This is a genomic window from Cellulomonas sp. P2_B4, assembly GCF_056404795.1.
Window position 1 is genome coordinate 364,067 of sequence record NZ_JBFUDI010000003.1, and the last position, 24,317, is coordinate 388,383.

Genomic DNA, 24,317 nt, shown 5'->3' on the forward strand with positions numbered 1-24,317 from the left:
CGGGGTCGAGAGACGGGAAATCCGGTGGGTGGGCGCACGAGGCGCCCACCCACCGGTCAGCGGACCGAGGTCAGCTGCTCAGAGCGGTGATCGTGAGCGTGGCGCGGTACGAGCCCTTGGCCACCTCGCCCGGGATCTTCAGGTCCAGATCGGCGCCGAGCTTGGCCGTGCCCTTGTCGTGGCCCTGGCTCGCGGAGCCGAGGCCGCGCGAGATCGACAGGCCGCTGCCACCACCGGCGTAGCCGGAGACGACCGACTCACCCGCGGTCGCACCCGCACCGGCCTGGACCACCTTGGGGGTCCAGCCGAGGTTGGCGCCCGAGAACGACTTCGCGCCGTCCTTGAAGTCGCCCACCGAGGCGGAGATCGACCACGGAGCCTTGCTGTGGCGCGAGTCCGTCACCGTGATCGGGTTGATCTGCCCGGTGGCCTCGAAGTAGTCGCCGTCGTGCTCGACGGCCGTGCCGAGGTCGACCAGGCCGTTGTAGCCGTCGATCGTCCAGCCGAACTCACCGGGAGCGGCGTCGGGCACCGCGACCTGGATCGACTGGCCGGAGCCCTGGTAGGGGTGGACCGTCACCGAGTCGGTGACCGACCCGACGGGCTGCGCAGGCGACGAGCCGTTGTTCGGGCCGCACCACGGCACCTTGCCGAGCTCGACCGCGGCGTTCGGGGCGGAGCAGTCGCCGCTGCGGACGTTCTCGACCACGAGCTTGTCGGAGCGCACCTGGACCTTGACGTAGGTGCGCACGTGCTCCTGGTTCTCGACCGAGTTGTACCAGTAGCTGCCCGGGTTCAGCGGGTCCGCACCGTTGCCGGCACCGCTGGTGCCGCTGGCGTCGGGGGCCGTGATGTCGTAGTACTTCGAGCCCGAGGCCGAGTTGGCCGTGACGTACAGGACGCCGCCGGGGCCGGGGTACACGTCCGCGGCGCCGGGCTGCTCGGTCGGGTCGGCCTTCGCGCTGTTCTTGATCAGGTAGCTGCGCGAGTAGCTGTGGTCGTGACCCTGCAGGACCAGGTCGACGCCGAGGTTGGAGAACGTCGTCGGGAAGTCGACGCGACGGACCTTGTTGTCGCCGTCCTTCGCGTGGTCGGCCGGCGAGTAGATGGCGTGGTGGTAGACGAGGACCTTGTACTTGGCCTCGGAGCCGTGCTGGTTGATGACGTCGGTGACGTAGGCCAGGTGCGCCGCGTCGCCGCCACCACCCTGCGAGGTGGCGTAGGAGTTGCTGTTCAGGTCGATGAACAGGACGTCCTTGTAGATGTACCAGTAGTCGCCGCCCGACGTGTTCGAGGTCGGCGTGCCGTTGGCGTAGAGCGCCGCCGAGCGGTCGGTGTTCGGCGTGTACAGGTGCTGCTCGTACGCCTTGCCGCCGACGTCGTGGTTGCCGATCGTCGCGGCCCACGGGTACTGCCGCAGCTTGTCGGGCGCGAGGAAAGCGGTCCACTGCGCCTCGGTGTTCGCGGTCTCGACCTGGTCGCCACCGGAGACGAGGAGCTCGGCGTTCGGGTTGGCCGCGAGCGACACGTCGAGCGTGTCCTGCCAGCCGGCCTGGTCCTTGGCCACGTTGCCCGACGCGCCGATCTGCGGGTCGCCGTAGAACAGGAAGTCGTAGTCACCCTCGAACGACTGGGTCGTGAAGGAGTAGGTCGGCGACCAGCCGCTGGCGTCGGAGCCGACCCGGTAGGAGTAGACGGTGTTCTCGGCCAGGCCGGCGAGCGTCGCGTGGCGGTTGAAGCCACCGCTCGTGGCGATGTTCGCGCCACCGACCCCCGAGACGGTCACGGCGGAGGCGGGGAACGCGCCGGCGACGAGGTCGGCGGTGGGGGCGAGCTGCACGCCCTGCGCCGCGTCGACCGACGAGTACCAGGTCACGATGCGCTGCGTCTCGTTGGAGCCGACGCCGAGGATGATCCCCGTGAGGCTGGCCGGGTCGTCGGCCATGGCGGGGCTGGAGATGGCGATGCCACCGAGGGCGCACGTGGCGCCGACTGCGAGGGCGGTGAGGCGTACAGACATCCGGTGCCGGGCTGCCCGGCGCTCGGGTGTCACGCTGATCGAAGACATGCGTCGTCCGTTCTCTCCTGGGAGGGGCCTGTGTGGCGGTTCCCAACGTGCCCATACCGGGTGAACCCGGGGCGAACGAGGACGATCCGGAGGGTTGCCCCTGCCGGAACGGTTGCCCCAGGTGCTCGTCACGCGCCGAGCAGGCGTTCCGCGAACCAGACCAGCCCCATGACCGTGACGCCGGCCGCGAGCAGCCCGGTGATCCAGAGCCCGGCACGGGGTGCCCGGTACCGGGTCATGGTCAGCGCCGGGAAGATCAGCAGGATCAGCGAGATCTGCACGACCTCGATGCCCACGTTGAAGACCAGGAGCGACCAGAGCAGCGTCCAGGACCAGGCCTCGTCGATCCCGAGCGCGCCGGCGAACCCGAGGCCGTGCACGAGCCCGAAGCAGAAGACCACGCCGAGCCGCAGCCAGCCCGCGCGGTCGAGACCGAGGTGTCCCCCGTGCGTCGTGTCGATCTCGGTGGCGCGGTCGCCGTGCTTCCAGATCCGCCACAGGTACCAGCCGGCCACCACCGCGATGGACAGGGCGATGATCGGCTCGACCACCCGCGCGGGCACGGACACGACCCCCGTCGCGGCCAGGATGAACGTGATCGAGTGCGCGACCGTGAACGTCGTCGCCGCGAGCACGATCTCGCGCAGCCCCCGCGAGCCGGCGATCAGGGCGAGCAGGAACAGGATGTGGTCGATCCCCGTGAGCAGGTGCTCGGCGCCCAGGTGGAAGAACTCCCAGAACCGCTCGCGCGTCGTCTGCTCGGTGGAGAACGTGGGTTTCGCCTGGTCGAGAGCCGCGCTGCCGTGCTGCCCGTCGAGCTCGTAGGTGACGATCGTCTTGGCGTCGCGGACGTAGCCCTCGTCGTCGCCGAACAACGTCGTCGTCACCTCGTGGGCGCCGTCCGCCGTGCCGCACTCGTGGTCGAGCACCAGCACCGCGTAGGGCACGCCCTCGCGCTGCTCGATCGTCACGTCACCGGCCTGGGAGGGGGTGCAGACCTCGTCGGCCGACGAGACCGAGAAGCGGTCCGTCACATAGGCGAGCACCGCGTCCGCGTGGGCGACGAGCGCTGCCGACTGCTCCGTCGCGTCCCCGTCGTCGAACGCCGCCGTGCCGTCCTGGAACAGCGCGTCGTCGTGCTCGGCGTCGGCGGCGGACACGACGAGCAGGTCGTACTCGAGCCCGAGCTCGGTCCGCACGTGCCCGTGCGTCGGTGACGTGACGTCGACGAAGACGCTCGTGCTGAACCCGTGCGCGGACGCGGGCGAGGACCCGAGCGCGGTGAGCACGAGAAGGGCGAGGCAGACGAGGACGGACCGCCGGGCGGCGCGCGACATGAGAACTCCTTCGGGTGGGCCAGCGCACCGTCCACCGTCGGGATGAACACGAGACGGACCGTTGACGAACGCCCGTGGAACGTCGTCTCCCGGGAGCCGAGAACGCCTGTGGCCTGGGGTAGGAAGGAACCCGCACCTCCGCTCACAAAGGACGATCCCGCTTGCACGCACGAGTTCGCACGGTCGGTTCCCTGGCCGTGGCAGCGGTCCTGCTCGCGGGCTGCAGCGGCGCCGACGGCTGGACAGAGCCGCGCGTCGCACCGTCGGGCATCGGCAGTCTCGGGTCGGGGTTCGTCGACCCGTCCGCGCCCCCCAGCCCGGAGGCCACGATCGCTCCCGAGCCCGGTTCGTGGGACGGCGTGCGCCCGGCGAAGGGCTACCGGGTGGTCCTGCTGTCGGCCGGCGACGACGCCCCGACCGCCACCCTGGTCGGCGCCGTGCGGGACTGGGCCGCCGACGAGGACGTCGCGCTGAAGACGGTCGCCGTCGACGACGCCGACTACGTCGGCGGCATCACGACGGCCATGTCGATGCACCCGGACCTGATCGTCAGCGTGGGCGACGGGCTCGTCGACCCGCTCGCCGTGGTGACGGCCAACCACCTGGACGAGCAGTTCCTCGTGATCGGCGCCGAGGTGGCCGAGCCGACGCACAACGTCACGGCGGTCGACTGGACCGGCGCCTCGTTCCGCGGCGAGGGCCTGGGCACCTCCTCGACCTACGACGCCGACTCGTTCACCCCCGAGCGTGGCGCGGCGGCGGTCCGGGCCGGCGTCGCCGCCGTCGTGAGCGGCGTCACCGGCATCGTGGTCTGGATCGACTAGGTCGGGCCAGACCTCGGGCAGCAGCCCCGTCGCGACGTCGAAGACGAACCCGCGGACGGACTCGTTGTGCGGGACGTCGGGCTCGCGACGATGCGCGCGACCGGACATCGCGCGCCGAACGGCGACACTCTCGCATCGTGGACGCTGTCGGCACGCGTGGGCCCGGGCTCCGCACGTACGGTGTGCGTGTGGACGAGCGCACCGCATCCCGGACGGGCCGACGATGACCGACGTCCTGGCCGCCCTCGAGGCCCACGGGGTGGTGCCCGTCGTGGTCATGGACCGCGCCCTCGACGCCGACTACCTCGCGGAGGCGCTGGTCGGCGGCGGCCTGCCGGTCGCCGAGGTGACGCTGCGGACGCCGGCCGGGCTCGGCGCGATCCGCACGCTCGCCCTGCGCGCGGACACCCTCGTCGGCGCCGGCACCGTGCTGACCGCGACGCAGGTGGACCAGGCCGTCGACGCCGGCGCGACGTTCGTCGTCTCCCCCGGGCTGTCGCGACCCGTCGTCGAGCGGTGCCTCGAGCTCGGCGTGCCGGTGGTGCCGGGGGCCGTGACGCCGACCGAGGTCATGGCGGCGCTCGACCTGGGCATCTCGTGCGTCAAGTTCTTCCCCGCCCAGACGTCGGGCGGGCCTGCCGCGGTCGCGGCCCTCGGCGCCCCGTTCGCGGACCTGCGGTTCGTCCCGACCGGCGGCATCGGCCCCGACAACGCCGCCGCCTACCTCCGCACGCCGGGGGTCGTCGCCGTCGGCGGGTCCTGGATGGTGTCGCGCACCCTCATCCAGGCCCGCGACGTCACGACGATCCAGCACATGTGCCGCGAGGCAGTCGAGCTGGTCCGGTCCGTCCGCGGGGCGTGAGCACCGCGTGACCTGGGACGTCGTCGTCGTCGGCTCCGTCAACGTCGACCTGCTCGTGTCCGTCGACCGCCACCCGGCGCCGGGCGAGACCGTGCTCGGCAGGTCGGGTGCGCTGCTCCCGGGCGGCAAGGGTGCGAACCAGGCCGTGGCGGCGGCTCGGCTCGGCGCCCGCGTCGCCCTGGTGGGCGCCGTGGGCAGCGACGCCAACGCGGGCGTCGCGACGAGCGGACTGGTCGAAGCGGGCGTCGACCTCGGCGCGGTGTCGACGGTCCCGGGACCGACCGGCCTCGCCGTGGTGACGCTCGCCGACGACGGCGAGAACTCGATCGTCGTCGTCCCGGGCGCGAACGCACTGGTGGACGTCGCGGCCGTCGCCACGGCCGCACACCTGATCGCCGCGGCGAGCCTCTGCGTGCTCCAGGCGGAGATCCCCCTGACCTCCGCGTGGCATGCCGCGAAGGTGGCGGCCGACAGCGGCGTCCGCGTCGTGCTCAACCTCGCGCCGGCGTACCCGGTGCCGCCGGAGACCCTCGTGCTCGCGGACCCGCTAGTGGTCAACGAGCACGAGGCCACTCTGCTCCTCGGCTGGCTGGGGCATGCGGCCCCCGTCTCGGACGTCGCGACCGCGCGGGCGGCAGCCGTGCACCTTCGCGCCCTCGGCGTGCCGTCCGTCGTCGTCACCCTCGGCGGCTCAGGCGCGGTCGGCGCGGACGCCGACGGGTCGTGGTCCCTGCCCGCCCGACAGGTCGTCGTCCGCGACACGACGGGTGCCGGCGACGCGTTCGTCGGCGCGCTTGCGACCCGCCTGGCGCAGGGCGACACCCTGCGCGACGCGGCCGCGACGGGCGTGCGGGTCGCGGCGTGGTCCGTGCAGCGGCTCGGGGCACAGTCGTCCTTCCCCCGTGCGGGCGATCCCCTCCCCTGAGAGTCGGCCGCCGCGATTTCCCGCAGCGCTCCGTCGGCGGTGCCTGACAGACTGGCGAGCGTGATGGAGCAGGTGCTGCCCCCCGACATCGTCGTCGACGAGCATCGCGGCGCCCCCGTGCCCGCCGAGCTGTTCCCCGAGGAGGAGGCAGCCGTCGCGCGGGCCGTGCCCACGCGGCGCGTCGAGTACGCCGCCGTCCGCGCCTGCGCCCGCACGGCCCTGACGAAGCTCGGGCCGGGTCCGGTCGCCGTGCCGTCCGCGCCCGACCGCGCCCCGATCTGGCCCGACGGGGTGGTCGGCAGCATGACCCACTGCGACGGGTACCGGGCGGCCGCGGTGGCGCACAGCGAGGACTGGGCGGGCGTCGGGATCGACGCCGAGGTGCTCGAGCCCCTGCCCCCCGAGGTGCTGTCGCTCGTGATGAGCTCGGCCGAGCAGGACGCCCTCGCCGACCTCGACCCGGGCATCTGCCCCGACCGCATCCTGTTCTCCGCCAAGGAGTCGGTCTACAAGGTGTGGTCGCCGATCATGCACTCGTGGCTCGGGTTCGAGCACGTGGACGTCCGGATCGGCCATGGCACATTCACCGCACGCCTGCGCGTCCGCGGGCTCGGCACCGACCTCCTGCGCGGTCGGTGGGCCGTCGGCGACGGCCTCGTCGTCACCGCGGTCGCGCTCGCCCGGGCCTGAGCCTCACCAGCGGTGCGCGACGTCCACCACGAGTCGCGACGAGGTGCCCGGACCGTCGAGCGCGAACACGCGGAACGGCAGGCGCGCCCGCACCCCGAGCCCGACGCTGGTGTAGCCCTCGAACGAACCGGCGAACACGACCTGCCGGAAGGTGCGGTACCCGGACACGTTGCTCAGCTCGAGCGGGTTCGCGGGTGCGTACGTCTCGCCCACGTCGTTCACGGTGATCTCGATGGCCGCGCCGCCGCGCGTCGGGATGACCGCGCCCGACCCGTCGCGGGTGACCTGCGGGACGTAGCGCACGGTGTAGCCGCCGACGTCACCGGCCACGTCGATGACCAGCCGGTCGTAGCAGGAGTGCCGCCCGGTGCGGACGTTGGTGACGGGCGCCTGGGACAGGCCGGGGGCAGTCTTCTCCAACGAGCCCCACCGGATGCCGCAGTACGGCGCGGCGGTCGCGGGCGGTGCCGACGCAATCAGCAGGGCACCCAGGAGCAGGACGATCGACAGGAACGCTCGGCGCATCGCACGACCTCCTCGTCGTACTGCCGGGCGTCGGATGCCCGACCCCTCAGGATAGCGCCGCGGAACCCGCCCATACCGGGTGAATACGCTCGCGGGCAGCCCGCGGCGATCTCTTGCAGCCGGAGCGCGACCCGCTCGGGGGTCGTGTCGCTGATCCAGGCGCCCATCGCCGACTCCATGCCCGCGAGGTACTTGAGCCGCCCGACCCTCGGTCCTGGGGTGGGATTCAGGGCAGTCGTACGTGTTGGGGTCCGAGCTGATCGGTGGTGGTGACGCCGAGCAGGGCCATGGTGCGTCGGATCTCGCGGGTGAGGATGTCGGCGGCGCGGTCGACGCCGCGTTGGCCGCCGGCCATCAGGCCGTAGAGGTAGGCGCGCCCGATCATGGTGGCGTCGGCCCCCAGGGCCAGGGCGGCGACGATGTCGGCGCCGGACATGATGCCGGTGTCGACCCAGACCTCCGTCGTGTCGCCGAGGGCTTGCTTGACGTCGGGGACCAGGCGCAGCGGGACGGGGGCGCGGTCGAGCTGGCGGCCGCCGTGGTTGGACAGCACGATCGCGTCGGCGCCGGCGTCGCTGACCCGGTGGGCGTCGGCCAGGGTCTGGATGCCCTTGATGATCAGCGGCCCGTCCCAGGACGCGCGGATCCATTCCAGGTCGGCCAGGGTCATGCTCGGGTCGAACAGGCGGTCCAGCAGGTCCGCGACGGTCCCGGACCACTCGGTCAGGGACGCGAACGTCAGGGTCTCGGTGGTCAGCAGGTTCATCCACCAGGCGGGGTGGGTCGCCGCGTCCAGCACCGTCTTGACGGTCAGAGCCGGGGGGATGGAGAACCCGTTGCGGGCGTCCCGCAACCTCGCCCCGGCGACGGGGACGTCCACGGTCAGGACCAACGCCTCGAACCCCGCGGCCTTCGCGCGGGCCATGAGCTCTTCACCGGCGCCCCGGTCACGCCACACGTACAGCTGGAACCACTTGCGGGCGTCCGGCCCGGCTGCGGCGACGTCCTCGATCGAGGTGGTGCCCATCGTGGACAACGCGTACGGGATCCCCCGGTCCTGGGCCACGGCCACCACGGCACGTTCGCCCTCGTGGTGCATCAACCGGGTGAACCCCGTCGGCGCGAACGCGAACGGCACCGCCGCGGGCCGCCCCAGCATCGAGGTCGTGGTGTCGATGTGGGAGACGTCCTGCAGGATCGAGGGTCGCAGCTCCAGCTGGTGGAACAACGACCTGGCCCGGCGCAGGCTGATCTCGGCCTCTGCGGCACCATCGGTGTAGTCGAACACCGACCGCGGCGTGCGCCGCCGCGCCACCTTGCGCAGGTCGCCGATCGTCAACGCGTCCCGCAACCGCCGCTGCGTGCCGTCCCAGACCACCGGCTTGGGCCGCAACAACGGCGCAAGCTCCGACCACCGCGGCACCTGACGAACGGTCACCGGGACACCTCCCCAGGCAGCTCCCCACGGGCACCAGCGCCCGCGGAATGCCGACTGTAACGTTTCATTCGCACCGCGGGAAGCCCAGTCACCCGGCGACGACGGCCGGGTTCGACGACGTACGCACCACGAGCTCGGGCTGGAACTGGATCTGCTCGTGGACGTAGGCGCTGCCCTCGGTGCGGTGTCGCAGCAGCAGGTCGGCGGCCGTGAACCCCAGCTTGTGCGTCGGCTGCCGGACCGACGTCAGGGGCACCATGAGCGCGGGCGCGAAGTCGACGTCGTCGTAACCGACGACCGCCATCTCGTGCGGGATGGAGACGCCCGCGCGACGCAGCACGCGCAGCGCCCCGAGGGCCGTGAAGTCGTTCACGCAGAACGTCGCGGTGATCCGCGCGCCGTCGGTCGGCCGCGACAGCAGCTGCTCGGCGCCCAGCACTCCCCCGTCGGCGTTCAGCGTCGGGATCGTCACCTCGACCAGCGCCTCGGCCGGGTCCAGGCCGGCCGCCACGAGTGCCGCCACGACGCCGTCGCGCCGGTCGGCGCACTGACGGATGCCCAGCGGGCCGTTGAGGAAGGCGATGCGCGTGTGGCCCAGCGCGATCAGGTGCTCGACCGCCATCGCGCCGCCACGGACGTCGTCGACCGCGACGGACGACATGCTCTCGAGCGGTGAGGTCGCGTCGAGGAGCACCGTGTCGATGCCCCGCTCACGCACCGCGAGCAACGTCTCCAGCGAGCCGGGCGACGACGGCGTCACCATGACGCCCTGCACGCCGTGCTCCTCGAAGAGTCGCAGGTAGCGCGCCTCGCGCTCCGGCTTCTCGTCGGAGGAGCTGAGCATCAGCGTGTACTCGTCGAGCGCGAGGCGGTCCTCGATCCCGCGCGCCACGGCGGTGAAGAACGGGTTGGCGATGTCCAGGAGCACCACGCCGATGCTCTGCAGGGTCCCGGCGCGCAGCTGCCGCGCCGAGGCGTTGCGGACGAACTGCAGCTCCTCGATCGCCGCGAGCACCCGGTCACGGGTCCCGCTCGCCACCTGGTCGGGCCGGTTGAGCACGTTCGAGACCGTGCCGACGGAGACCTGCGCGAGCCGTGCCACATCCACGACCGACGCACGTCGCGGCGCCCGTCCGTTGGTGCCCACCGTCATCGCTCGGCCCCTCTCCCTCGTCGGCCCCGATGCTAGCGGCTCGAATATAACGATTCAGTCAGTTCGCGCCCGCGCTCTTGCACGCGTCGTCCGGCCGCGACTAGGGTCCGTGCATTGAATCGATTCAGCCTCAAGGAAGAGGATCGTCGATGTCCCGCACGAACCCCCGGTCGTCCGCGTCGCTGGACGCTGCGTGACCGCGGCCGCCAGCACCGGACCCATGCTCGAGGTGCACGACCTGGTCAAGCACTTCGGGCCTGTCGTCGCGCTCAGCCGTGGCGAGCTCGAGGTGCGCGCCGGCGAGATCCACGCGCTGATCGGCGAGAACGGCGCGGGCAAGTCCACGCTCGTCAAGATCCTCGCGGGCGTCTACCAGCCGACGTCGGGCACCCTGACGCTCGGCGGTGAGCCGTTCGTGCCGCGCACGCCGGCCGAAGCCCGGGACGCGGGCGTCGCGGTCATCTACCAGGAGCCGACGCTCTTCCCCGACCTCTCCGTCGCGGAGAACGTGTTCATGGGCCGCATGCCGAAGGTCGGCGCGTTCGTCTCCCGGCGGGAGATGCGGCGGCGCACGGGCGAGCTGCTGGCGCTGCTCGGCGTCGAGATCGACCCCGACCGTCCGGCCCTCGGCATGTCGATCGCCGACCAGCAGCTCGTCGAGATCGCCAAGGCCGTCTCGCTCGACGCGCGGGTGCTGGTGATGGACGAGCCGACGGCGGCGCTCAGCGGGGTCGAGGTCGACCGGCTGTTCGCGGTCGCGCGTCAGCTGCGCGACCGGGGCGCGGCCGTCGTGTTCATCTCGCACCGGTTCGACGAGATCTTCTCCCTGTGCGACCGCATCACCGTCATGCGGGACGGCGCGCACGTGGCCACCGAGAACGTGGCCGACACGACGCCGCCCGAGGTCGTGCGCCAGATGGTCGGGCGCGCGGTCGACACCCTCTTCCCCCGCACCGAGCGGACCCCCGGCGAGACCGTGCTCTCGGTGCGGGGACTGTCCCGCGCCGGCGTGTTCGCGGACATCGACCTCGACGTGCGCGCCGGCGAGATCCTCGGCGTCGCGGGCCTCGTCGGATCGGGCCGCAGCGAGGTGGTCCGCGCCGTCTTCGGCATCGACCGCTACGACGCCGGCACCGTGACGATGCTCGGCGTTCCCCTGCCTCCGGCGGACCCCGAGGGTGCGATGCGCCGCGGGCTGGCCCTCGTCCCCGAGGACCGCCGCAAGCAGGGGCTGCACACCGACCTCTCGGTCGCCCGCAACATCGCCCTCACGCTGCGCTGGCGGATCAGCCACCTCGGGCTGCTCTCCTCGGGCGCCGAGTACCGCGAGGCAGAGACCTGGGCGGCCGCGCTGCAGGTCAAGGCCCGCGACCTCGACACCGTCGCCGGCACGCTGTCGGGCGGCAACCAGCAGAAGGTCGTGCTGGCCAAGTGGCTGTCGACCAAGCCGAGCGTGCTGATCATCGACGAGCCCACCCGGGGCATCGACGTGGGGACCAAGGCCGAGGTGCACCGGCTCCTCGACGAGCTGGCCGGGCAGGGCGTCGCGATCATCATGATCTCCTCGGAGCTGCCCGAGGTGCTCGGCATGAGCGACCGGGTGCTCGTCATGCACGAGGGCCGGGTCACCGCGGTGCTCGACCGGGCCGACGCCGACGCCGAGACCGTGATGGCCGCCGCGACGGGGGTGGCCGCATGAACGTCGGTCAGCTCCTGCGCCGCCGCGAGACCAGCATCCTCATCGCGATCGTCCTGCTGGTCGTCGTCGCGACCTCCAAGAACAACGGCTTCACGTTCAGCAACGACGGCTTCCGCGACCTGATGCTCGCTCCCGCGCTGCTCGTGCTCCTCGCGGTCGGTCAGAGCATCGTCATCATCACCCGCAACGTCGACCTGTCGGTCAGCAGCGTGCTCGGCATCGTCGCGTTCGCCACCGGCAAGTGGTTCATCGACGTGCCCGGCATCCCGATCGTCGTCGTCGTCCTGCTCGGGCTTCTGTTCGGCGCCGTGCTCGGCGCCATCAACGGGCTGCTGGTCACCATCGTCTCGGTCCCGTCGCTGGTCATCACGCTGGGGACGCTCTACATCATCCGCGGCATCACCGTGACCTGGGCCGGCAGCGAGCGCATCAACGCGAGCGAGATGCCGAAGTCGTTCCTCGCGCTGGGCACCGCGAAGGTCGGGCCGATCCCCCTGCTGGCGCTCATCGCGCTGGCGGTGGTCGTCGTCGCGGCCGTGTACATGGGGTTCGCCCGCGGCGGGCGGGAGCTGTACGCGATCGGCTCGGAGCCCGAGGCCGCACGGCTGTGCGGACTCCCGGTCAAGCGCCGCACGTTCTTCGCCTTCGTCCTGTCCGGCACGCTCGCCGGCCTGGCGGGCGTCCTGTTCGCCGCCCGCTACGCCACGGTCGCCTCGAACGCCGGCACGGGGCTCGAGCTGCAGGCCGTCGCGGCGGCGGTCATCGGCGGCGTCGCGATCTTCGGTGGCAGCGGGACGGTCGCGGGTGCCGCGCTCGGCGCGGTCCTGCTCGCGACGATCGACCGCGCGCTGCCCATCCTCGGCATCCCGGACTTCTGGCAGCAGGCGGTCGTCGGCGCGCTCATCCTCGGCGCGATCGTGCTGGACCGCGTGCTGGCCCAGCGCAACGCGCGCCGCCTCACCTCGACGGCCGTCCGAGATCACGTCCAACCGCCACCGGCACTCACCGTGGGAGGTGCCCGATGAGCCAGACGCTCGCGCCCACGCGCACGGTCCCGCTCGCCCCGACGCCGGCCACCCGGTGGCGTCGCGCCCTGCTCGGCCGGGACTCCGCCGTCGTCGGGCTGCTCGTCGTCGTCGTGCTCGCCGCGTCCGTGCTGGTCCCCGGCTTCGCCAGCACCACCACCTGGTACTACCTCCTGCTCGACGTCTTCCCGATCCTGCTCATCGCCCTGCCGATGACCCTCGTGATCATCTCCGCGGAGATCGACCTCTCGGTCGCCTCGATGCTCGGCCTCAGCAGCGTGATCGTCGGCTCGCTCTTCGAGGCGGGCTGGCCGGTGCCGGCCGCGGCCGTGGTCGCTCTGCTGGTCGGTGCGCTGGGCGGCTGGTTCAACGGGTTCCTGATCACGCGGGTAGGACTGCCGTCCCTGGCCGTCACGATCGGCACCCTCGCCCTCTTCCGCGGGATCGCCGTCGGAATCCTCGGCACCCGCGCGGTCACCGGGTTCCCGGACTGGGCCCAGACGCTCGTCACCAGCCGCGTCGGACCGATCCCGTCCGTGATCTTCCTGTTCCTCGTGCTCGCGGTCCTGTTCTGGATCACCTTGCACGCCACCGCGGTCGGCCGTGTCACCTACGCCACCGGACTGAACGCCGAGGCCGCCCAGTTCGCCGGCGCGCGCGTCGGGCGGCTCAAGCTCGGGATGTTCGTCGCGACCGGCGTGATGTCCGCGCTGGCCGGCATCTACTGGACGCTGCGCTACGGCACGGCACGCGGCGACAACGCCGTCGGCCTCGAGCTGGCCGTCATCGCCGCCGTTCTCGTCGGCGGGGTGTCCATCTTCGGCGGCCGCGGAGGCATCGTCGGCGTCATCGCCGGCGTCCTGGTGATCGGGGCGCTGCGCAGCGCCCTGCGCCTGGCCGACGTGTCCTCCGACGTCATCAACGTCATCACCGGATTCCTGCTCATCGCCACCGTGATCGCCCCCGGCCTCTGGGCACGGTTCGGCGACCGCTTCCGGCGCAGCAGCACCTGAGACCAGCACACGCACGTCGTTGTTCCCATCCGCACAGCACCAGAAGGGAAGTCCCATGATGATGTGGATCTCGCGTCGGAAGGACGGCCGAGGACTCACCGCAGCACGCGTCGCCGTCGCCGCCGCTGCCGTCGCCCTCCTCGCCGCAGCCTGCAGCTCCGGCGCACCGGGCTCGGACGACACGGCCGGGGGCGACTCGTCGGCGTCGGCCGAGGGTGGCGGGGGTGACCTCTCGATCACGTTCCTGCCGAAGAACCTCGGCAACCCGTACTTCGACACCTCGAGCAAGGGTGGCAAGGCGGCCGTCGAGGCCATGGGCGGGACCTTCAAGGAGGTCGGCCCGACCGAGGGGACGCCCGACGCGCAGGTGAGCTTCATCAACACGCTCACCCAGCAGAAGGTCAGCGCGATCGTCCTGTCCGCGAACGACAAGTCGGCGCTGTGCAGCTCGCTGGACGAGGCGAAGGCGGCGGGCATCAAGATCGTGACGTTCGACTCCGACGTCGACGCCGAGTGCCGCGACCTGTTCATCAACCAGGCCACCGCCGAGGGCATCGCCAAGGCGCAGGTCGACCTTATCGCCGAGCAGATCGGCGACGCGGGCGAGATCGCGATCCTGTCGGCCACGGCCAACGCGACCAACCAGAACGCGTGGATCGACATGATGAAGACGGACCTCGCGGACAACCACCCGAACATCCAGCTCGTCGACGTGGTCTACGGCGACGACGACGACCAGACGTCGTTCGACAAGACCGCCGCACTGCTGCAGTCGCACCCCAACCTCAAGGGCATCGTCTCGCCCACCACGGTCGGCATCGCGGCCGCTGCCCGGTACCTGCAGACGTCCGACGCCAAGGGCAAGGTCAAGCTGACCGGGCTCGGCACGCCGAACTCCATGCGCGACTACGTCAAGGACGGGACCGTCGACGCCTTCGCCCTGTGGAACCCGGAGGACCTCGGCGCCCTCGCCGCATACGCCGCCGGAGCGCTGGTGGACGGGACGATCACCGGCAAGGAGGGTGACACCTTCACGGCGGGCGACCTCGGCGAGTTCAAGGTCGGCGCAGACGCGACCGTCCTGCTGGGCGAGCCGTACGTGTTCAACGCCGACAACATCGACGACTTCGACTTCTGACGTCGCCACCCCCGGTGCCGGCCGGCACGACGGCCGGCACCGGGTCCCACACCTCGGAGCGCCTCCCATGACCCGCGTCTGCTTCATCTCCCGCGTCCGCGCGGACCGTCTCGACGAGTACCGGGCACGGCACGCCGCCGTCTGGCCGGAGATGCTCGAGGCGCTGCGGGACGCGGGCTGGGCGGACTACACGCTGCACCTGGGCGCCGACGGCCTGCTCGTCGGCTTCCTGGAGACGACGGACTTCGCCGCCGCCCGAGCAGCGATGGCGGCGACGCAGGTCAACGCCCGTTGGCAGGCGGAGATGGCGCAGTTCTTCCTCACGCCGGGCAACCCCGACGAGGGCTTCGCGGTCCTCGACGAGGTGTTCGACCTCGACGCACAGCTGCAGGCAGCAGGCCTGCCCACGGCCGGAGCACAGGAGCCACACGCATGACGATCGACCCGCAGACAGCCCGGGCGGCCCTCGCCCAGCAGACGATCGAGCTGCCCTCGTGGGCGTTCGGGAACTCCGGCACCCGGTTCAAGGTCTTCGCGCAGGCCGGAGTCCCGCGGGACCCGTACGAGAAGCTGGCGGACGCCGCGCAGGTGCACCGGTACACGGGCGTCACCCCGCGGGTGTCGCTGCACATCCCCTGGGACCTCGTCGACGACTACGACCGGCTGGCGGCGCACGCCGCCGACCTCGGGCTGCAGATCGGCGCCATCAACTCGAACCTCTTCCAGGACGACGACTACATGCTCGGGTCGCTGACGCACCCGGACGCCCGGGTGCGCGCCAAGGCCGTCGCCCACCACGTCCAGTGCATCGACGTCATGCGCGCCACGGGCTCCACCGACCTGAAGATCTGGCTGCCCGACGGCCTGAACTACCCCGGCCAGGACTCGCTGCGCGCCCGGCAGGACCGCCTCGCCGAGTCGCTCGCGCGGGTCTACGCAGCCCTCGACCCGAACCACCGGCTGATCCTCGAGTACAAGTTCTTCGAGCCCGCGTTCTACTCGATGGACATCCCCGACTGGGGCACGTCGCTGCTGCACTGCCTCGCGCTGGGCGAGCAGGCGTTCGTCGTCCTGGACACCGGGCACCACGCACCCGGCACCAACATCGAGTTCATCGTCGCGCAGCTGCTGCGCGCCGGACGCCTGGGCGCCTTCGACTTCAACTCCCGGTTCTACGCCGACGACGACCTGATGGTCGGCGCCGCGGACCCGTTCCAGCTGTTCCGGATCCTGCACGAGATCGTCGAGGCGGGCGCCCTGTCCCCCGACTCCGGCGTGAACTTCATGCTCGACCAGTGCCACAACATCGAGCCCAAGATCCCGGGGCAGATCCGGTCGGTGATGAACGTGCAGGAGGCGACGGCCAAGGCCCTGCTCGTGGACGTCGACGCCCTGCTCGCGGCGCAGCTGGCCGGCGACGTGCTCGGCGCGAACGCGGTGCTCATGGACGCCTACAACACGGACGTGCGGCCGCTGCTGGCGGACCTGCGCACGTCCCAGGGGCTCGACCCCGACCCGATGGGCGCCTACCGGGCGTCCGGGTATGCCGACACGATCGTGGCCGAGCGCGTCGGTGGCGCGCAGGCCGGATGGGGAGCCTGATGCCGACGCCTGCCGAGTCACTGGTCGCCCGTTCGAACCGTCTGGGAGCCGATCCGCGGACGACGAACTACGCCGGTGGCAACACGTCCGCCAAGGGCGCGGCCCTGGACCCGGTCACCGGTCAGGACGTGGAGCTGCTGTGGGTCAAGGGGTCCGGGGGCGACCTGGGCACCCTGACGGCGAAGAACCTGGCCGTGCTGCGCCTGGACCGCGTCCGTGCCCTGGTCGAGGTGTACCCGGGGGTCGACCGCGAGGACGAGATGGTCGAGGCGTTCGACTACTGCCTGCACGGCCGCGGCGGCGCGGCTCCGTCGATCGACACCGCGATGCACGCCCTGGTCGACGCCCCGCACGTGGACCACCTGCATCCCGACGCCGGCATCGCTATCGCCACCGCCGCCGACGGCGAGGCACTGACCCGGGAGATCTTCGGCGACGCGGTCGTGTGGGTGCCGTGGCGCCGGCCCGGGTTCCAGCTCGGGCTGGACATCGCGGCCATCAAGGACGCCAACCCGCAGGCGATCGGCTGCATCCTCGGCGGCCACGGCATCACGGCGTGGGGATCGACGTCCGACGAGGTCGAGGAGCGCTCGCTGCGGATCATCCGTACCGCGGAGGCGTTCATCGCGTCGCGGTCGCAGGGCGAGCACCCGTTCGGTGCGGTCGTGGTCCCGGCTCTTCCCGACGACCAGCGGCGGGCCCGCGCGGCCGCGCTCGCGCCCGTGATCCGTGGGCTCGCCTCGATCGACCGGCCGCAGGTGGGTCACTTCACGGACAGCGAGGTCGTGCTCGACTTCGTCGGCCGCCAGGCCCTGGGTCGGTTGGCGGCGCTGGGCACGTCGTGCCCGGACCACTTCCTCCGCACCAAGGTCAAGCCGCTGGTGGTCGACCTGCCCGCGACCGCGCCGCTGGACGAGGTCGTCGCGCGGCTGCAGGAGCTGCACGCCGCGTACCGGGCCGACTACCAGGCGTACTACGACCGGCACGCGACCCCGGACAGCCCGCCGATCCGCGGCGCGGACCCGGCCATCGTCCTGGTGCCCGGCGTCGGGATGTTCTCGTTCGGCAAGGACAAGCAGACGGCGCGGGTGGCCGGGGAGTTCTACGTCAACGCGATCAACGTGATGCGCGGCGCCGAGGCGATCAGTACGTACGCCCCGATCGACGAGTCCGAGAAGTTCCGCATCGAGTACTGGGCGCTCGAGGAGGCCAAGCTCGCCCGCATGCCCAAGCCCAAGCCGCTGGCCACGCGCGTCGCCGTGGTCACCGGTGCCGGGTCGGGGATCGGGCGCGCGATCGCCGAGCGCCTGGCCGCCGAGGGCGCCTGCGTCGTGGTCGCCGACCTGAACCTGGAGGGTGCTCAGGCCGTCGCCCACGAGCTCGGAGGCCCTGACGTGGCGGTCGCGGTGGAGGCGGACGTGACCTCCGAGGAGGACATCGCCCGACTGGTCCGCGAGACGGTGCTGGCCTTCGGCGGCGTGGACCTCGTGGTGAACAACGCGGGTCTGTCGATCTCGAAGCCGCTGCTGGAGACCACCGTGCGCGACTGGGACCTGCAGCACGACGTGATGGCCCGCGGGTCGTTCCTCGTCGCGCGTGAGGCTGCCCGCGCGATGATCGCGCAGGGCATGGGCGGGGACATCGTCTACATCGCCTCGAAGAACTCGCTGTTCGCGGGCCCGAACAACATCGCCTACTCCGCGACGAAGGCCGACCAGGCCCACCAGGTCCGCCTGCTGGCCGCGGAGCTGGGCGAGCACGGCATCCGCGTGAACGGCGTCAACCCGGACGGCGTCGTGCGCGGGTCGGGGATCTTCGCCGGTGGGTGGGGCGCCCAGCGGGCGGCCGTCTACGGCGTCCCGGAGACCGAGCTGGGCGCGTACTACGCCCAGCGCACGCTGCTGAAGAAGGAGGTCCTGCCCGAGCACGTCGCCGCCGCGGTGTTCGCCCTGACCGGACCCGACCTCGTCCAGACGACGGGCCTGCACGTCCCGGTCGACTCCGGCGTCGCCGCAGCCTTCCTGCGCTGATGGCGGGGTTCGCGGCCGTCGACCTCGGCGCGTCGAGCGGCCGGGTCATGCTCGGGCGCGTCGACGCCTGGCGGGCCGGGCCGCGCGTGGTCCTCGACGAGGTCGCGCGGTTCCCCAACGGTGCCGTCGACGTCCCGGGCGGGCTGCGCTGGGACCTCGAGCGGCTGTGGCGGGACATCGTCGGCGGCCTGCGCACCCTGACCGGCGGCGGGGAGACGCTCGACGGCGTCGGCATCGACTCGTGGGCGGTCGACTACGGCCTGGTCGACCGCGCGGGCGCGCTTCTCGGTGCGCCGGTGCACTACCGCGACCACCGCACCGACGGCGTGCCGGACCGCGTCTTCGCGACGATCGGCGCGGCCGAGCTCTACGGCCGCACGGGCATCCAGACGCAGCAGTTCAACACGGTCTTCCAGCTCGTCGCCGCACACGGCGAGCTGGCGGCCGCCGACCGGATCCTGCTCATCCCCGACCTGCTCGGCGCCCGCCTCACGGGCGTGCAGGGCGCCGAGATCACGAACGCGTCGACGACCGGCCTGCTCGACGCACGGACCCGGCAGTGGGCGACGGACCTCGCGGCACGGCTGGGGATCGAGGAGTCGCTCCTGCCTCCGCTGCGCGAACCGGGCACCCTGCTCGGCACTGCGCTCCCCGAGCTCGGGCTGGGCGACGGCCTGCGGGTGTGGACCGTCGGCTCGCACGACACCGCGTCCGCGGTCGTGGGCGTGCCCGCGACCGCGCCGGACTTCGCGTACGTCTCGTGCGGCACCTGGTCGCTGGTCGGGCTCGAGCTCGACGCGCCGGTGCTCAGCGAGGCGAGCCGTCTGGCCAACTTCACCAACGAGGCCGGCGTCGACGGGACCGTCCGCTACCTGCGCAACGTCATGGGTCTCTGGGTCCTGCAGGAGTCGCTGCGCACCTGGCGCGAGACCGATGGCGACGACGCCGACCTGCCCCACCTGCTCCAGCTCGCGGCCGACGTGCCGTCGCTGCGGACCGTCGTCGACATCGACGCCGGGGACTTCCTGCACCCCGGCGACATGCCGGCGCGTCTGGCGCACGCCGCGCGGTCGACCGGGCAGCCCGTCCCGACGACGCGGGCGCAGGTCGTGCGGTGCATCCTCGACTCGCTCGCGCTCGCCTACCGCCGCGCGGTCCGGACCGCCGCCGAGCTGGCCGACCACGACGTGCGGACCGTGCACCTGGTGGGCGGTGGGGCGCGCAACGCCCTGCTGTGCCGGCTCACCGCAGACGCCACGGGCCTGCCGGTCGTCGCGGGGCCGGTCGAGGCCGCCGCACTCGGGAACGTGCTGGTCCAGGCACGCGCCGCGGGGGTGGTCGACGGTGACCTGCGCGACCTGCGCACCGTGATCGCGTTCAACGCCGAGACGGTCACGTACCTGCCGGACCGCGGCCCCGACGGCCACGAGGAACGCTGGGCCGCCGCCGAGCGCCGCCTCAGGTCCGCGTCCTGAGGCCCCGGCGAGGTCGCGGCCCGAGCGCCGGGTGGCGGACGCGCGCCCGCGCTGGAGGATGACAGGTATGGACGTCCACCTGGTGATCGACGACGGCGTCCGCGACTGCACGGTCGAGGAGCTGCCTGCCCTGCTCGCCGCCAAGCGCGGCATCGTCTGGGTCGACGTCCCGGAGTGGTCCCCGGAGGCCGCCGAGGAGCTGACCCGCGTCTTCGGCCTGCACCCGCTCGCGGTGCACGACATGGAGGTGCGCAACCGGCTGCCCAAGCTGCACGCCTACCCGGACTCGCTGCTCCTGGTCCTGCACGCCCCCGAGAGGGGCGCCGCCGGGCACGTCCACCACGTCGAGCTCGACCGCGTGATCGGCCCGAAGTACCTGATCACCGTGCACGGACCCGTGAACCCGGCGGTCGGTCGCGAGGTGATGCTGCGCGACACCGACGAGGTCCTCGCCCGCATCCGGTCGGGACGACTGCGCCCCAGGACGTCCTTCGACATCTCGCACGCGATCGTCTCGACCCTCACGCGGCACATGGAGCGGTTCGTCGAGGAGCTGACCACCGACGTCTGGGAGCTCGAGCGACGGGTCACCGAGGGCGGGTACGACGACCCCGAGCAGCTCCTGGACGAGATGTTCCGCACCCGGCACGGGCTGCTCGCGATCCGCACGATCGCCGCGCAGACGGGGCAGATCTACCGCCGCCTGTCCGGGATCTCGCGCGCGGTGCCGGAGGAGAGCCGCCACCTCGTCGCCGACCTGATCGACCAGTTCGACCGCATCGCCGCGCTGGCCGCCGAGGAGAAGGACTACCTGCAGGGCGTGATCGAGTTCTACCGGGCGCGCACCGAGACGAAGATGACGATCGCCGCCGAGCGGCTCGCCGTCATCGCGGTGGTCACCCTCCCCATCACGGCACTCGCGTCGGTGCTCGGCATGAACCTCATCGTGAACAACCACACGACGCCCGTGCCCCTCTCGGTCGCGCTGGCCGTCATGCTCGCGATGTCGGCGGGCCTCCTGTGGTGGGCCAAGCGCCAGGGCTGGTGGTGACGCCGGTCAGTCCGGGGCCACCCCGAGCCGCTCCGCGAGCAGTCGCGCGATCGGCCAGGCTCCGTCGGACGTGGTCCCGACGACCGTGAACGTGAGCTGCTCGGCCGGGTGGTGCAGGCTGCGGAACGAGACGCCGGCGTCGTAGCCGTCGAGGATCAGGATGTCGCGGTCCTTGTGCAGCCAGAACCCGAGGCCGTAGCGCCGCCCCTCCTCGAAGTACTCGCTGTGCGCGCTCGTCATGAGGGCGACCGACGACGGCGAGACGATGGCGCCGGCGAACAGCGCGGCCCAGAACCGGTGCATGTCGGTGGTCGTCGTGTAGAGCCCGCCGTCGCCGTTGCCGACGACCGGCAGGTGGAACACGTTGGTCCGGCCGTTCTCGACGTACCCCACGGCCGCCCGCCCCGGCAGGTCGTCGGAGCGCAGGAAGTCCGTGTCGACGAGACCGGCGGGCCGGCAGACCCGGTCGCGGACGAGGTCGTGGAAGTCGGTGCCGCTCGCGCGCTCGGCGAGCAGCGCCAGGACCACGTAGCCGCCGTTGCAGTACTGGAAGCGGTCGCCGGCCGGGAACGCGGTCGGGAAGCCGTCGAGCACCGCGAGGAACTGCTCGGTGGTCTCCAGCTCCTGCATGGGCACCGCGAGGGCGTACTCGTTGATGTCGGAGTCCTCGCTCTCGTCGAGGTAGTCGCCGATCCCCGACCGGTGGGCGAGCAGGTGCTCGACGGTGACGTCGTCGGCGACGAGCGGCAGGTCGTCGCGCAGCAGCGAGCGCGCGGTCGTGTCGAGCGTGAGGGTCCCGTCCTCGACGAGGCTCATCACCGCGAGCGCGGTCATGCCCTTGCAGCCGCTCGCCATCGCCACCTGGGAGTCGACCCTCATGGGCAGCGCGTGCCTGCGGTCGGCCAGCCCGTAGGCGGCGTCGAGGATCGTCGTTCCCGCGCGGTCGACGCGGACCACGCCGGAGAACTCGCCGGCGAGCGCCTCGACCTCTGCTGCCAGGTCCATCCGGCCACGGTAGGCCGCCGACGATCCTTTCCACGAGGGGAATTAGCGAGGAGACTCGGTCCCGACGAGCCGCTCCGGCGGCGGGTAGGGGTGTGCCGTGCGACGACGCCGGCTGATCTTCCGGTCCGCGGTGCTCGCGATCGCCCTCGTGGCGGCGGTCGCCCTGACAGTGGCGTCCCTGGCGGGTCCGGGCTTCTCCATCGGACTGTTCTTCATGGCGTTCCTCGCGTACGTGATCGTCGTCGTCGAGGTGCCCCGGCTGGTCTCCGCGCTTCGCGACCACGGCCCGGACGTGCCCCCACCGGGGAAGTGGTGGATCTGCGAGCTGCCGCGGGACCACCGGCTCGTCCGGACGGCTGCGGACGACCCGACGTGGCGCTGCACCCGCTGCGGGCACGTGCAGCACGAGCCGCCGAGGAAGTCGATCGGCGAGTCGGTCGGCGGCGTCGAGCAGGGCTGGGTGACGCGGCACGACGACATGTGAGACGGCCGCGGGCGGCGCGGTCGGTCCATGGCTACGGTCGGGTGGATGAGCACCACGATGAAGGCGCTGCGCGCCCACACCCGCGGCAGCTACGACCAGCTCGTCTACGAGGACGCCCCGGTGCCGGTCCCCGGCCCCGGCGAGGTGCTCGTGCGGGTGGCGGCCGTCGGGATCACGTTCACCGAGCTCACCTGGGACGAGACGTGGGCTCGTCTCGAGAAGGACGGCACCCCGGCCGTCCCCGGGCACGAGGTCTCGGGCACGGTCGCCGCGCTCGGCGCGGACGTGTCCGGGTTCGCCGTCGGTGACGCCGTGTTCGGGCAGGTGCCGTTCGAGTCGCAGGGCGGCGCCGCGCAGTACGTGGCGGTGCCGGCCACCGCGCTCGCGCACCGGCCCGACGGCGTGTCCGACGTCGACGCCGTCACGCTGCCGGTGGCCGCGCTCACCGCGTGGGAGGCCTTCGAGGACCACGCCCCGATCGGTCCGGGCACGGACGTGCTCGTGCACGCGGGCGCGGGCAGCGTGGGCGGGTTCGCGATCCAGCTCGCGGTGCTCAAGGGCGCGAACGTCACGACGACCGCCTACGCGCGCGACGAGGAGGTGGTCCGAGCCCTCGGTGCGACGACCGTCCTGACCACCGACCCGGCGCAGTTCGGTGGTGGCCGCACCTACGACGTCGTGCTCGACACGCTCGGCGGACGGGTCCTCGACGACTCCTACGCGGTGGTCCGCGAGGGCGGGCACCTGGTCACGCTCAACACGCCTCCGGACCAGGACCGGGCGGCGGCAGGCGGCTTCTCGGCCACGTTCTTCGTCGTCGCCGGCAACGGCTCGGCACTCGAGCGGATCGCGGCCCTGGTGGCCTCCGGGGACCTGCGCACGACGATCGCCGCGACGTTCCCGCTGGAGCGTGGCCGGGAGGGGTACACCTTCGCCGGCACGCCGGGCCACGGCCCCGGCAAGACCGTCCTGATCGTCTGAGACCAAGGTCCTGGACGCATGTCCATCTAGAGGGGTTCCGACGGACCCGGACCGATCGGCGGTCAGGGCTCTGACCTGCGCGTTCATCGGATCCTGTCCGCGGGCTGGACGCGGGGCCCCGTGAGCCTCACACTTGCGCTCGCCCCTCTAGATGGTCCAGCCACCGACGGCTGGGAAAGGACCCGCGGCCGTGCTGCGCACCGTGACTTCTCATCTCTCTCTCGACGTGCGCGCCCCGCTCGAGATCGAGCTCCTCGTGGCCGTCGCCGACGGCGCCTACGACCGCTCGGAGCTCCTCTCCGTCCGCCATGACGACGGTCCCCTCGACGTCACCGAGATCAAGCTCGCGCACGGCGCCCGCATGCACCGCGTGCTCGCGCCGAAGGGCCGCGTGGTGGTCGACTACCACGCCAGCATCACGGGCCAGGCGGACCTGCCGCCCATCGACGACGTCGACATCGTCGAGTACCGCCGGCCGTCGCGCTACGCCGACTCCGACCGGCTGCTGGCGTTCGCGCGCGACCAGTTCAAGGACCTCTCGGGCGAGGCGCTGCTCGATGCCGTCGTCGCCTGGGTGACCAACCACGTCACCTACCTGTCGGGCTCCAGCCTGCCGACCGACGGCGCGACGGACACCCTGCTCAAGCGTCGCGGCGTCTGCCGGGACTTCGCGCACCTCGTCGTCGCGCTGCTCCGCGCCCGCGACGTGCCCGCCCGCCTGGCCTCCGTCTACGCGCCCGGCCTCAAGCCGATGGACTTCCACGCCGTGGCCGAGGCGTACATCGACGGCGCGTGGCAGGTGGTCGACGCGACCGGGATGGCGCCGCGCGAGTCCCTGGTCCGCATCGCGACCGGGCGGGACGCCACCGACACCGCGTTCATCTCCTGGTACGGCGGCAACCTCTACGTCGCCGCGATGACCGTGACTGCGACGATCCACGGCGGTCTGACCCTCGACCAGGGCACGGGGCTCGTCGCCCTGCGCTGAACCG

Annotated in this window: 22 protein-coding genes; 16 read left to right on the forward strand and 6 right to left on the reverse strand. The window is 72.1% G+C overall.

Annotated features, from left to right (window positions below):
• Nucleotides 1–70: 70 nt before the first annotated feature.
• Nucleotides 71–2,068, reverse strand: a complete 1,998-nt coding sequence (locus AC1DZC_RS06660; RefSeq protein WP_477042675.1) for a purple acid phosphatase family protein — start codon at nt 2,066–2,068, stop codon at nt 71–73.
• A 128-nt stretch (nt 2,069–2,196) separates the two neighbouring features.
• On the reverse strand, nt 2,197–3,405 hold the full coding sequence (locus tag AC1DZC_RS06665) for a HupE/UreJ family protein (protein ID WP_477042676.1): 1,209 nt from the start codon (nt 3,403–3,405) through the stop codon (nt 2,197–2,199).
• A gap of 161 nt (nt 3,406–3,566) precedes the next feature.
• On the opposite strand from AC1DZC_RS06665, the gene AC1DZC_RS06670 reads away from it, so the two are divergent.
• The 4 genes from AC1DZC_RS06670 to AC1DZC_RS06685 all read left to right on the forward strand — a co-directional run bounded on the left by AC1DZC_RS06670 (nt 3,567) and on the right by AC1DZC_RS06685 (nt 6,706).
• Entirely contained in the window at nt 3,567–4,229 is a 663-nt protein-coding gene (locus AC1DZC_RS06670) for a hypothetical protein (protein ID WP_477037883.1), read from the forward strand.
• 223 nt (nt 4,230–4,452) lie between these two features.
• Nucleotides 4,453–5,091 (forward strand): bifunctional 4-hydroxy-2-oxoglutarate aldolase/2-dehydro-3-deoxy-phosphogluconate aldolase, encoded by a 639-nt coding sequence (gene eda / locus AC1DZC_RS06675; RefSeq protein ID WP_477037884.1) that lies wholly within the window; start codon nt 4,453–4,455, stop codon nt 5,089–5,091.
• Between the two features lie 7 nt (nt 5,092–5,098).
• Nucleotides 5,099–6,016: a ribokinase gene (locus AC1DZC_RS06680; RefSeq protein WP_477042677.1), complete on the forward strand. Its 918-nt coding sequence runs from the start codon at nt 5,099–5,101 to the stop codon at nt 6,014–6,016.
• 63 nt (nt 6,017–6,079) lie between these two features.
• Complete coding sequence (locus tag AC1DZC_RS06685) at nt 6,080–6,706, forward strand: 4'-phosphopantetheinyl transferase family protein (RefSeq protein ID WP_477038092.1); 627 nt, start codon at nt 6,080–6,082, stop codon at nt 6,704–6,706.
• A gap of 3 nt (nt 6,707–6,709) precedes the next feature.
• On the opposite strand, the gene AC1DZC_RS06690 is transcribed toward AC1DZC_RS06685, so the two are convergent.
• The 3 genes from AC1DZC_RS06690 to AC1DZC_RS06700 form a co-directional block, all read right to left on the reverse strand.
• On the reverse strand, nt 6,710–7,231 hold the full coding sequence (locus tag AC1DZC_RS06690) for an AMIN-like domain-containing (lipo)protein (RefSeq protein ID WP_477042678.1): 522 nt from the start codon (nt 7,229–7,231) through the stop codon (nt 6,710–6,712).
• Nucleotides 7,232–7,457: 226 nt separating this feature from the next.
• Complete coding sequence (locus tag AC1DZC_RS06695; protein ID WP_477042679.1) at nt 7,458–8,669, reverse strand: alpha-hydroxy acid oxidase; 1,212 nt, start codon at nt 8,667–8,669, stop codon at nt 7,458–7,460.
• Between the two features lie 88 nt (nt 8,670–8,757).
• Entirely contained in the window at nt 8,758–9,822 is a 1,065-nt protein-coding gene (locus AC1DZC_RS06700; RefSeq protein WP_477042680.1) for a LacI family DNA-binding transcriptional regulator, read from the reverse strand.
• A 220-nt stretch (nt 9,823–10,042) separates the two neighbouring features.
• On the opposite strand from AC1DZC_RS06700, the gene AC1DZC_RS06705 reads away from it, so the two are divergent.
• The 9 genes from AC1DZC_RS06705 to AC1DZC_RS06745 all read left to right on the forward strand — a co-directional run bounded on the left by AC1DZC_RS06705 (nt 10,043) and on the right by AC1DZC_RS06745 (nt 20,855).
• Nucleotides 10,043–11,521 (forward strand): sugar ABC transporter ATP-binding protein, encoded by a 1,479-nt coding sequence (locus AC1DZC_RS06705; RefSeq protein ID WP_477042838.1) that lies wholly within the window; start codon nt 10,043–10,045, stop codon nt 11,519–11,521.
• Nucleotides 11,518–12,546 (forward strand): ABC transporter permease, encoded by a 1,029-nt coding sequence (locus AC1DZC_RS06710; protein ID WP_477037889.1) that lies wholly within the window; start codon nt 11,518–11,520, stop codon nt 12,544–12,546. The genes AC1DZC_RS06705 and AC1DZC_RS06710 overlap by 4 nt, the downstream gene beginning before the upstream one ends.
• On the forward strand, nt 12,543–13,559 hold the full coding sequence (locus tag AC1DZC_RS06715; RefSeq protein WP_477042681.1) for an ABC transporter permease: 1,017 nt from the start codon (nt 12,543–12,545) through the stop codon (nt 13,557–13,559). Before AC1DZC_RS06710 ends, AC1DZC_RS06715 begins: the two co-directional genes overlap by 4 nt.
• 61 nt (nt 13,560–13,620) lie before the next feature.
• Nucleotides 13,621–14,697: a rhamnose ABC transporter substrate-binding protein gene (rhaS, locus tag AC1DZC_RS06720; protein ID WP_477042839.1), complete on the forward strand. Its 1,077-nt coding sequence runs from the start codon at nt 13,621–13,623 to the stop codon at nt 14,695–14,697.
• A 67-nt stretch (nt 14,698–14,764) separates the two neighbouring features.
• Nucleotides 14,765–15,133, forward strand: coding sequence for an L-rhamnose mutarotase (locus AC1DZC_RS06725; protein WP_477042682.1), 369 nt, complete (start codon nt 14,765–14,767; stop codon nt 15,131–15,133).
• Nucleotides 15,130–16,299, forward strand: coding sequence for an L-rhamnose isomerase (gene rhaI, locus AC1DZC_RS06730; RefSeq protein WP_477042683.1), 1,170 nt, complete (start codon nt 15,130–15,132; stop codon nt 16,297–16,299). Before AC1DZC_RS06725 ends, rhaI begins: the two co-directional genes overlap by 4 nt.
• Complete coding sequence (locus AC1DZC_RS06735) at nt 16,299–18,329, forward strand: bifunctional aldolase/short-chain dehydrogenase (RefSeq protein WP_477042684.1); 2,031 nt, start codon at nt 16,299–16,301, stop codon at nt 18,327–18,329. The genes rhaI and AC1DZC_RS06735 overlap by 1 nt, the downstream gene beginning before the upstream one ends.
• Nucleotides 18,329–19,804 (forward strand): rhamnulokinase, encoded by a 1,476-nt coding sequence (locus tag AC1DZC_RS06740; RefSeq protein ID WP_477042685.1) that lies wholly within the window; start codon nt 18,329–18,331, stop codon nt 19,802–19,804. Before AC1DZC_RS06735 ends, AC1DZC_RS06740 begins: the two co-directional genes overlap by 1 nt.
• A gap of 67 nt (nt 19,805–19,871) precedes the next feature.
• The gene (locus tag AC1DZC_RS06745) at nt 19,872–20,855 is read left to right on the forward strand and encodes a magnesium transporter CorA family protein (RefSeq protein WP_477042686.1); all 984 of its coding nucleotides are present in this window, start codon (nt 19,872–19,874) and stop codon (nt 20,853–20,855) included.
• 6 nt (nt 20,856–20,861) lie between these two features.
• Here the strand turns inward: AC1DZC_RS06745 and AC1DZC_RS06750 are convergent, their stop codons facing one another.
• Entirely contained in the window at nt 20,862–21,860 is a 999-nt protein-coding gene (locus AC1DZC_RS06750; protein WP_477042687.1) for a serine hydrolase domain-containing protein, read from the reverse strand.
• A gap of 97 nt (nt 21,861–21,957) precedes the next feature.
• Here AC1DZC_RS06750 and AC1DZC_RS06755 point away from each other — a divergent pair, with 97 nt between their 5' ends.
• The 3 genes from AC1DZC_RS06755 to AC1DZC_RS06765 all read left to right on the forward strand — a co-directional run bounded on the left by AC1DZC_RS06755 (nt 21,958) and on the right by AC1DZC_RS06765 (nt 24,313).
• Nucleotides 21,958–22,344, forward strand: a complete 387-nt coding sequence (locus tag AC1DZC_RS06755; protein WP_477042688.1) for a hypothetical protein — start codon at nt 21,958–21,960, stop codon at nt 22,342–22,344.
• A 45-nt stretch (nt 22,345–22,389) separates the two neighbouring features.
• The gene (locus tag AC1DZC_RS06760) at nt 22,390–23,325 is read left to right on the forward strand and encodes an NADP-dependent oxidoreductase (protein ID WP_477042689.1); all 936 of its coding nucleotides are present in this window, start codon (nt 22,390–22,392) and stop codon (nt 23,323–23,325) included.
• Nucleotides 23,326–23,515: 190 nt separating this feature from the next.
• Nucleotides 23,516–24,313, forward strand: coding sequence for a transglutaminase-like domain-containing protein (locus tag AC1DZC_RS06765; protein WP_477037899.1), 798 nt, complete (start codon nt 23,516–23,518; stop codon nt 24,311–24,313).
• The last annotated feature ends 4 nt before the right edge of the window (nt 24,314–24,317 follow it).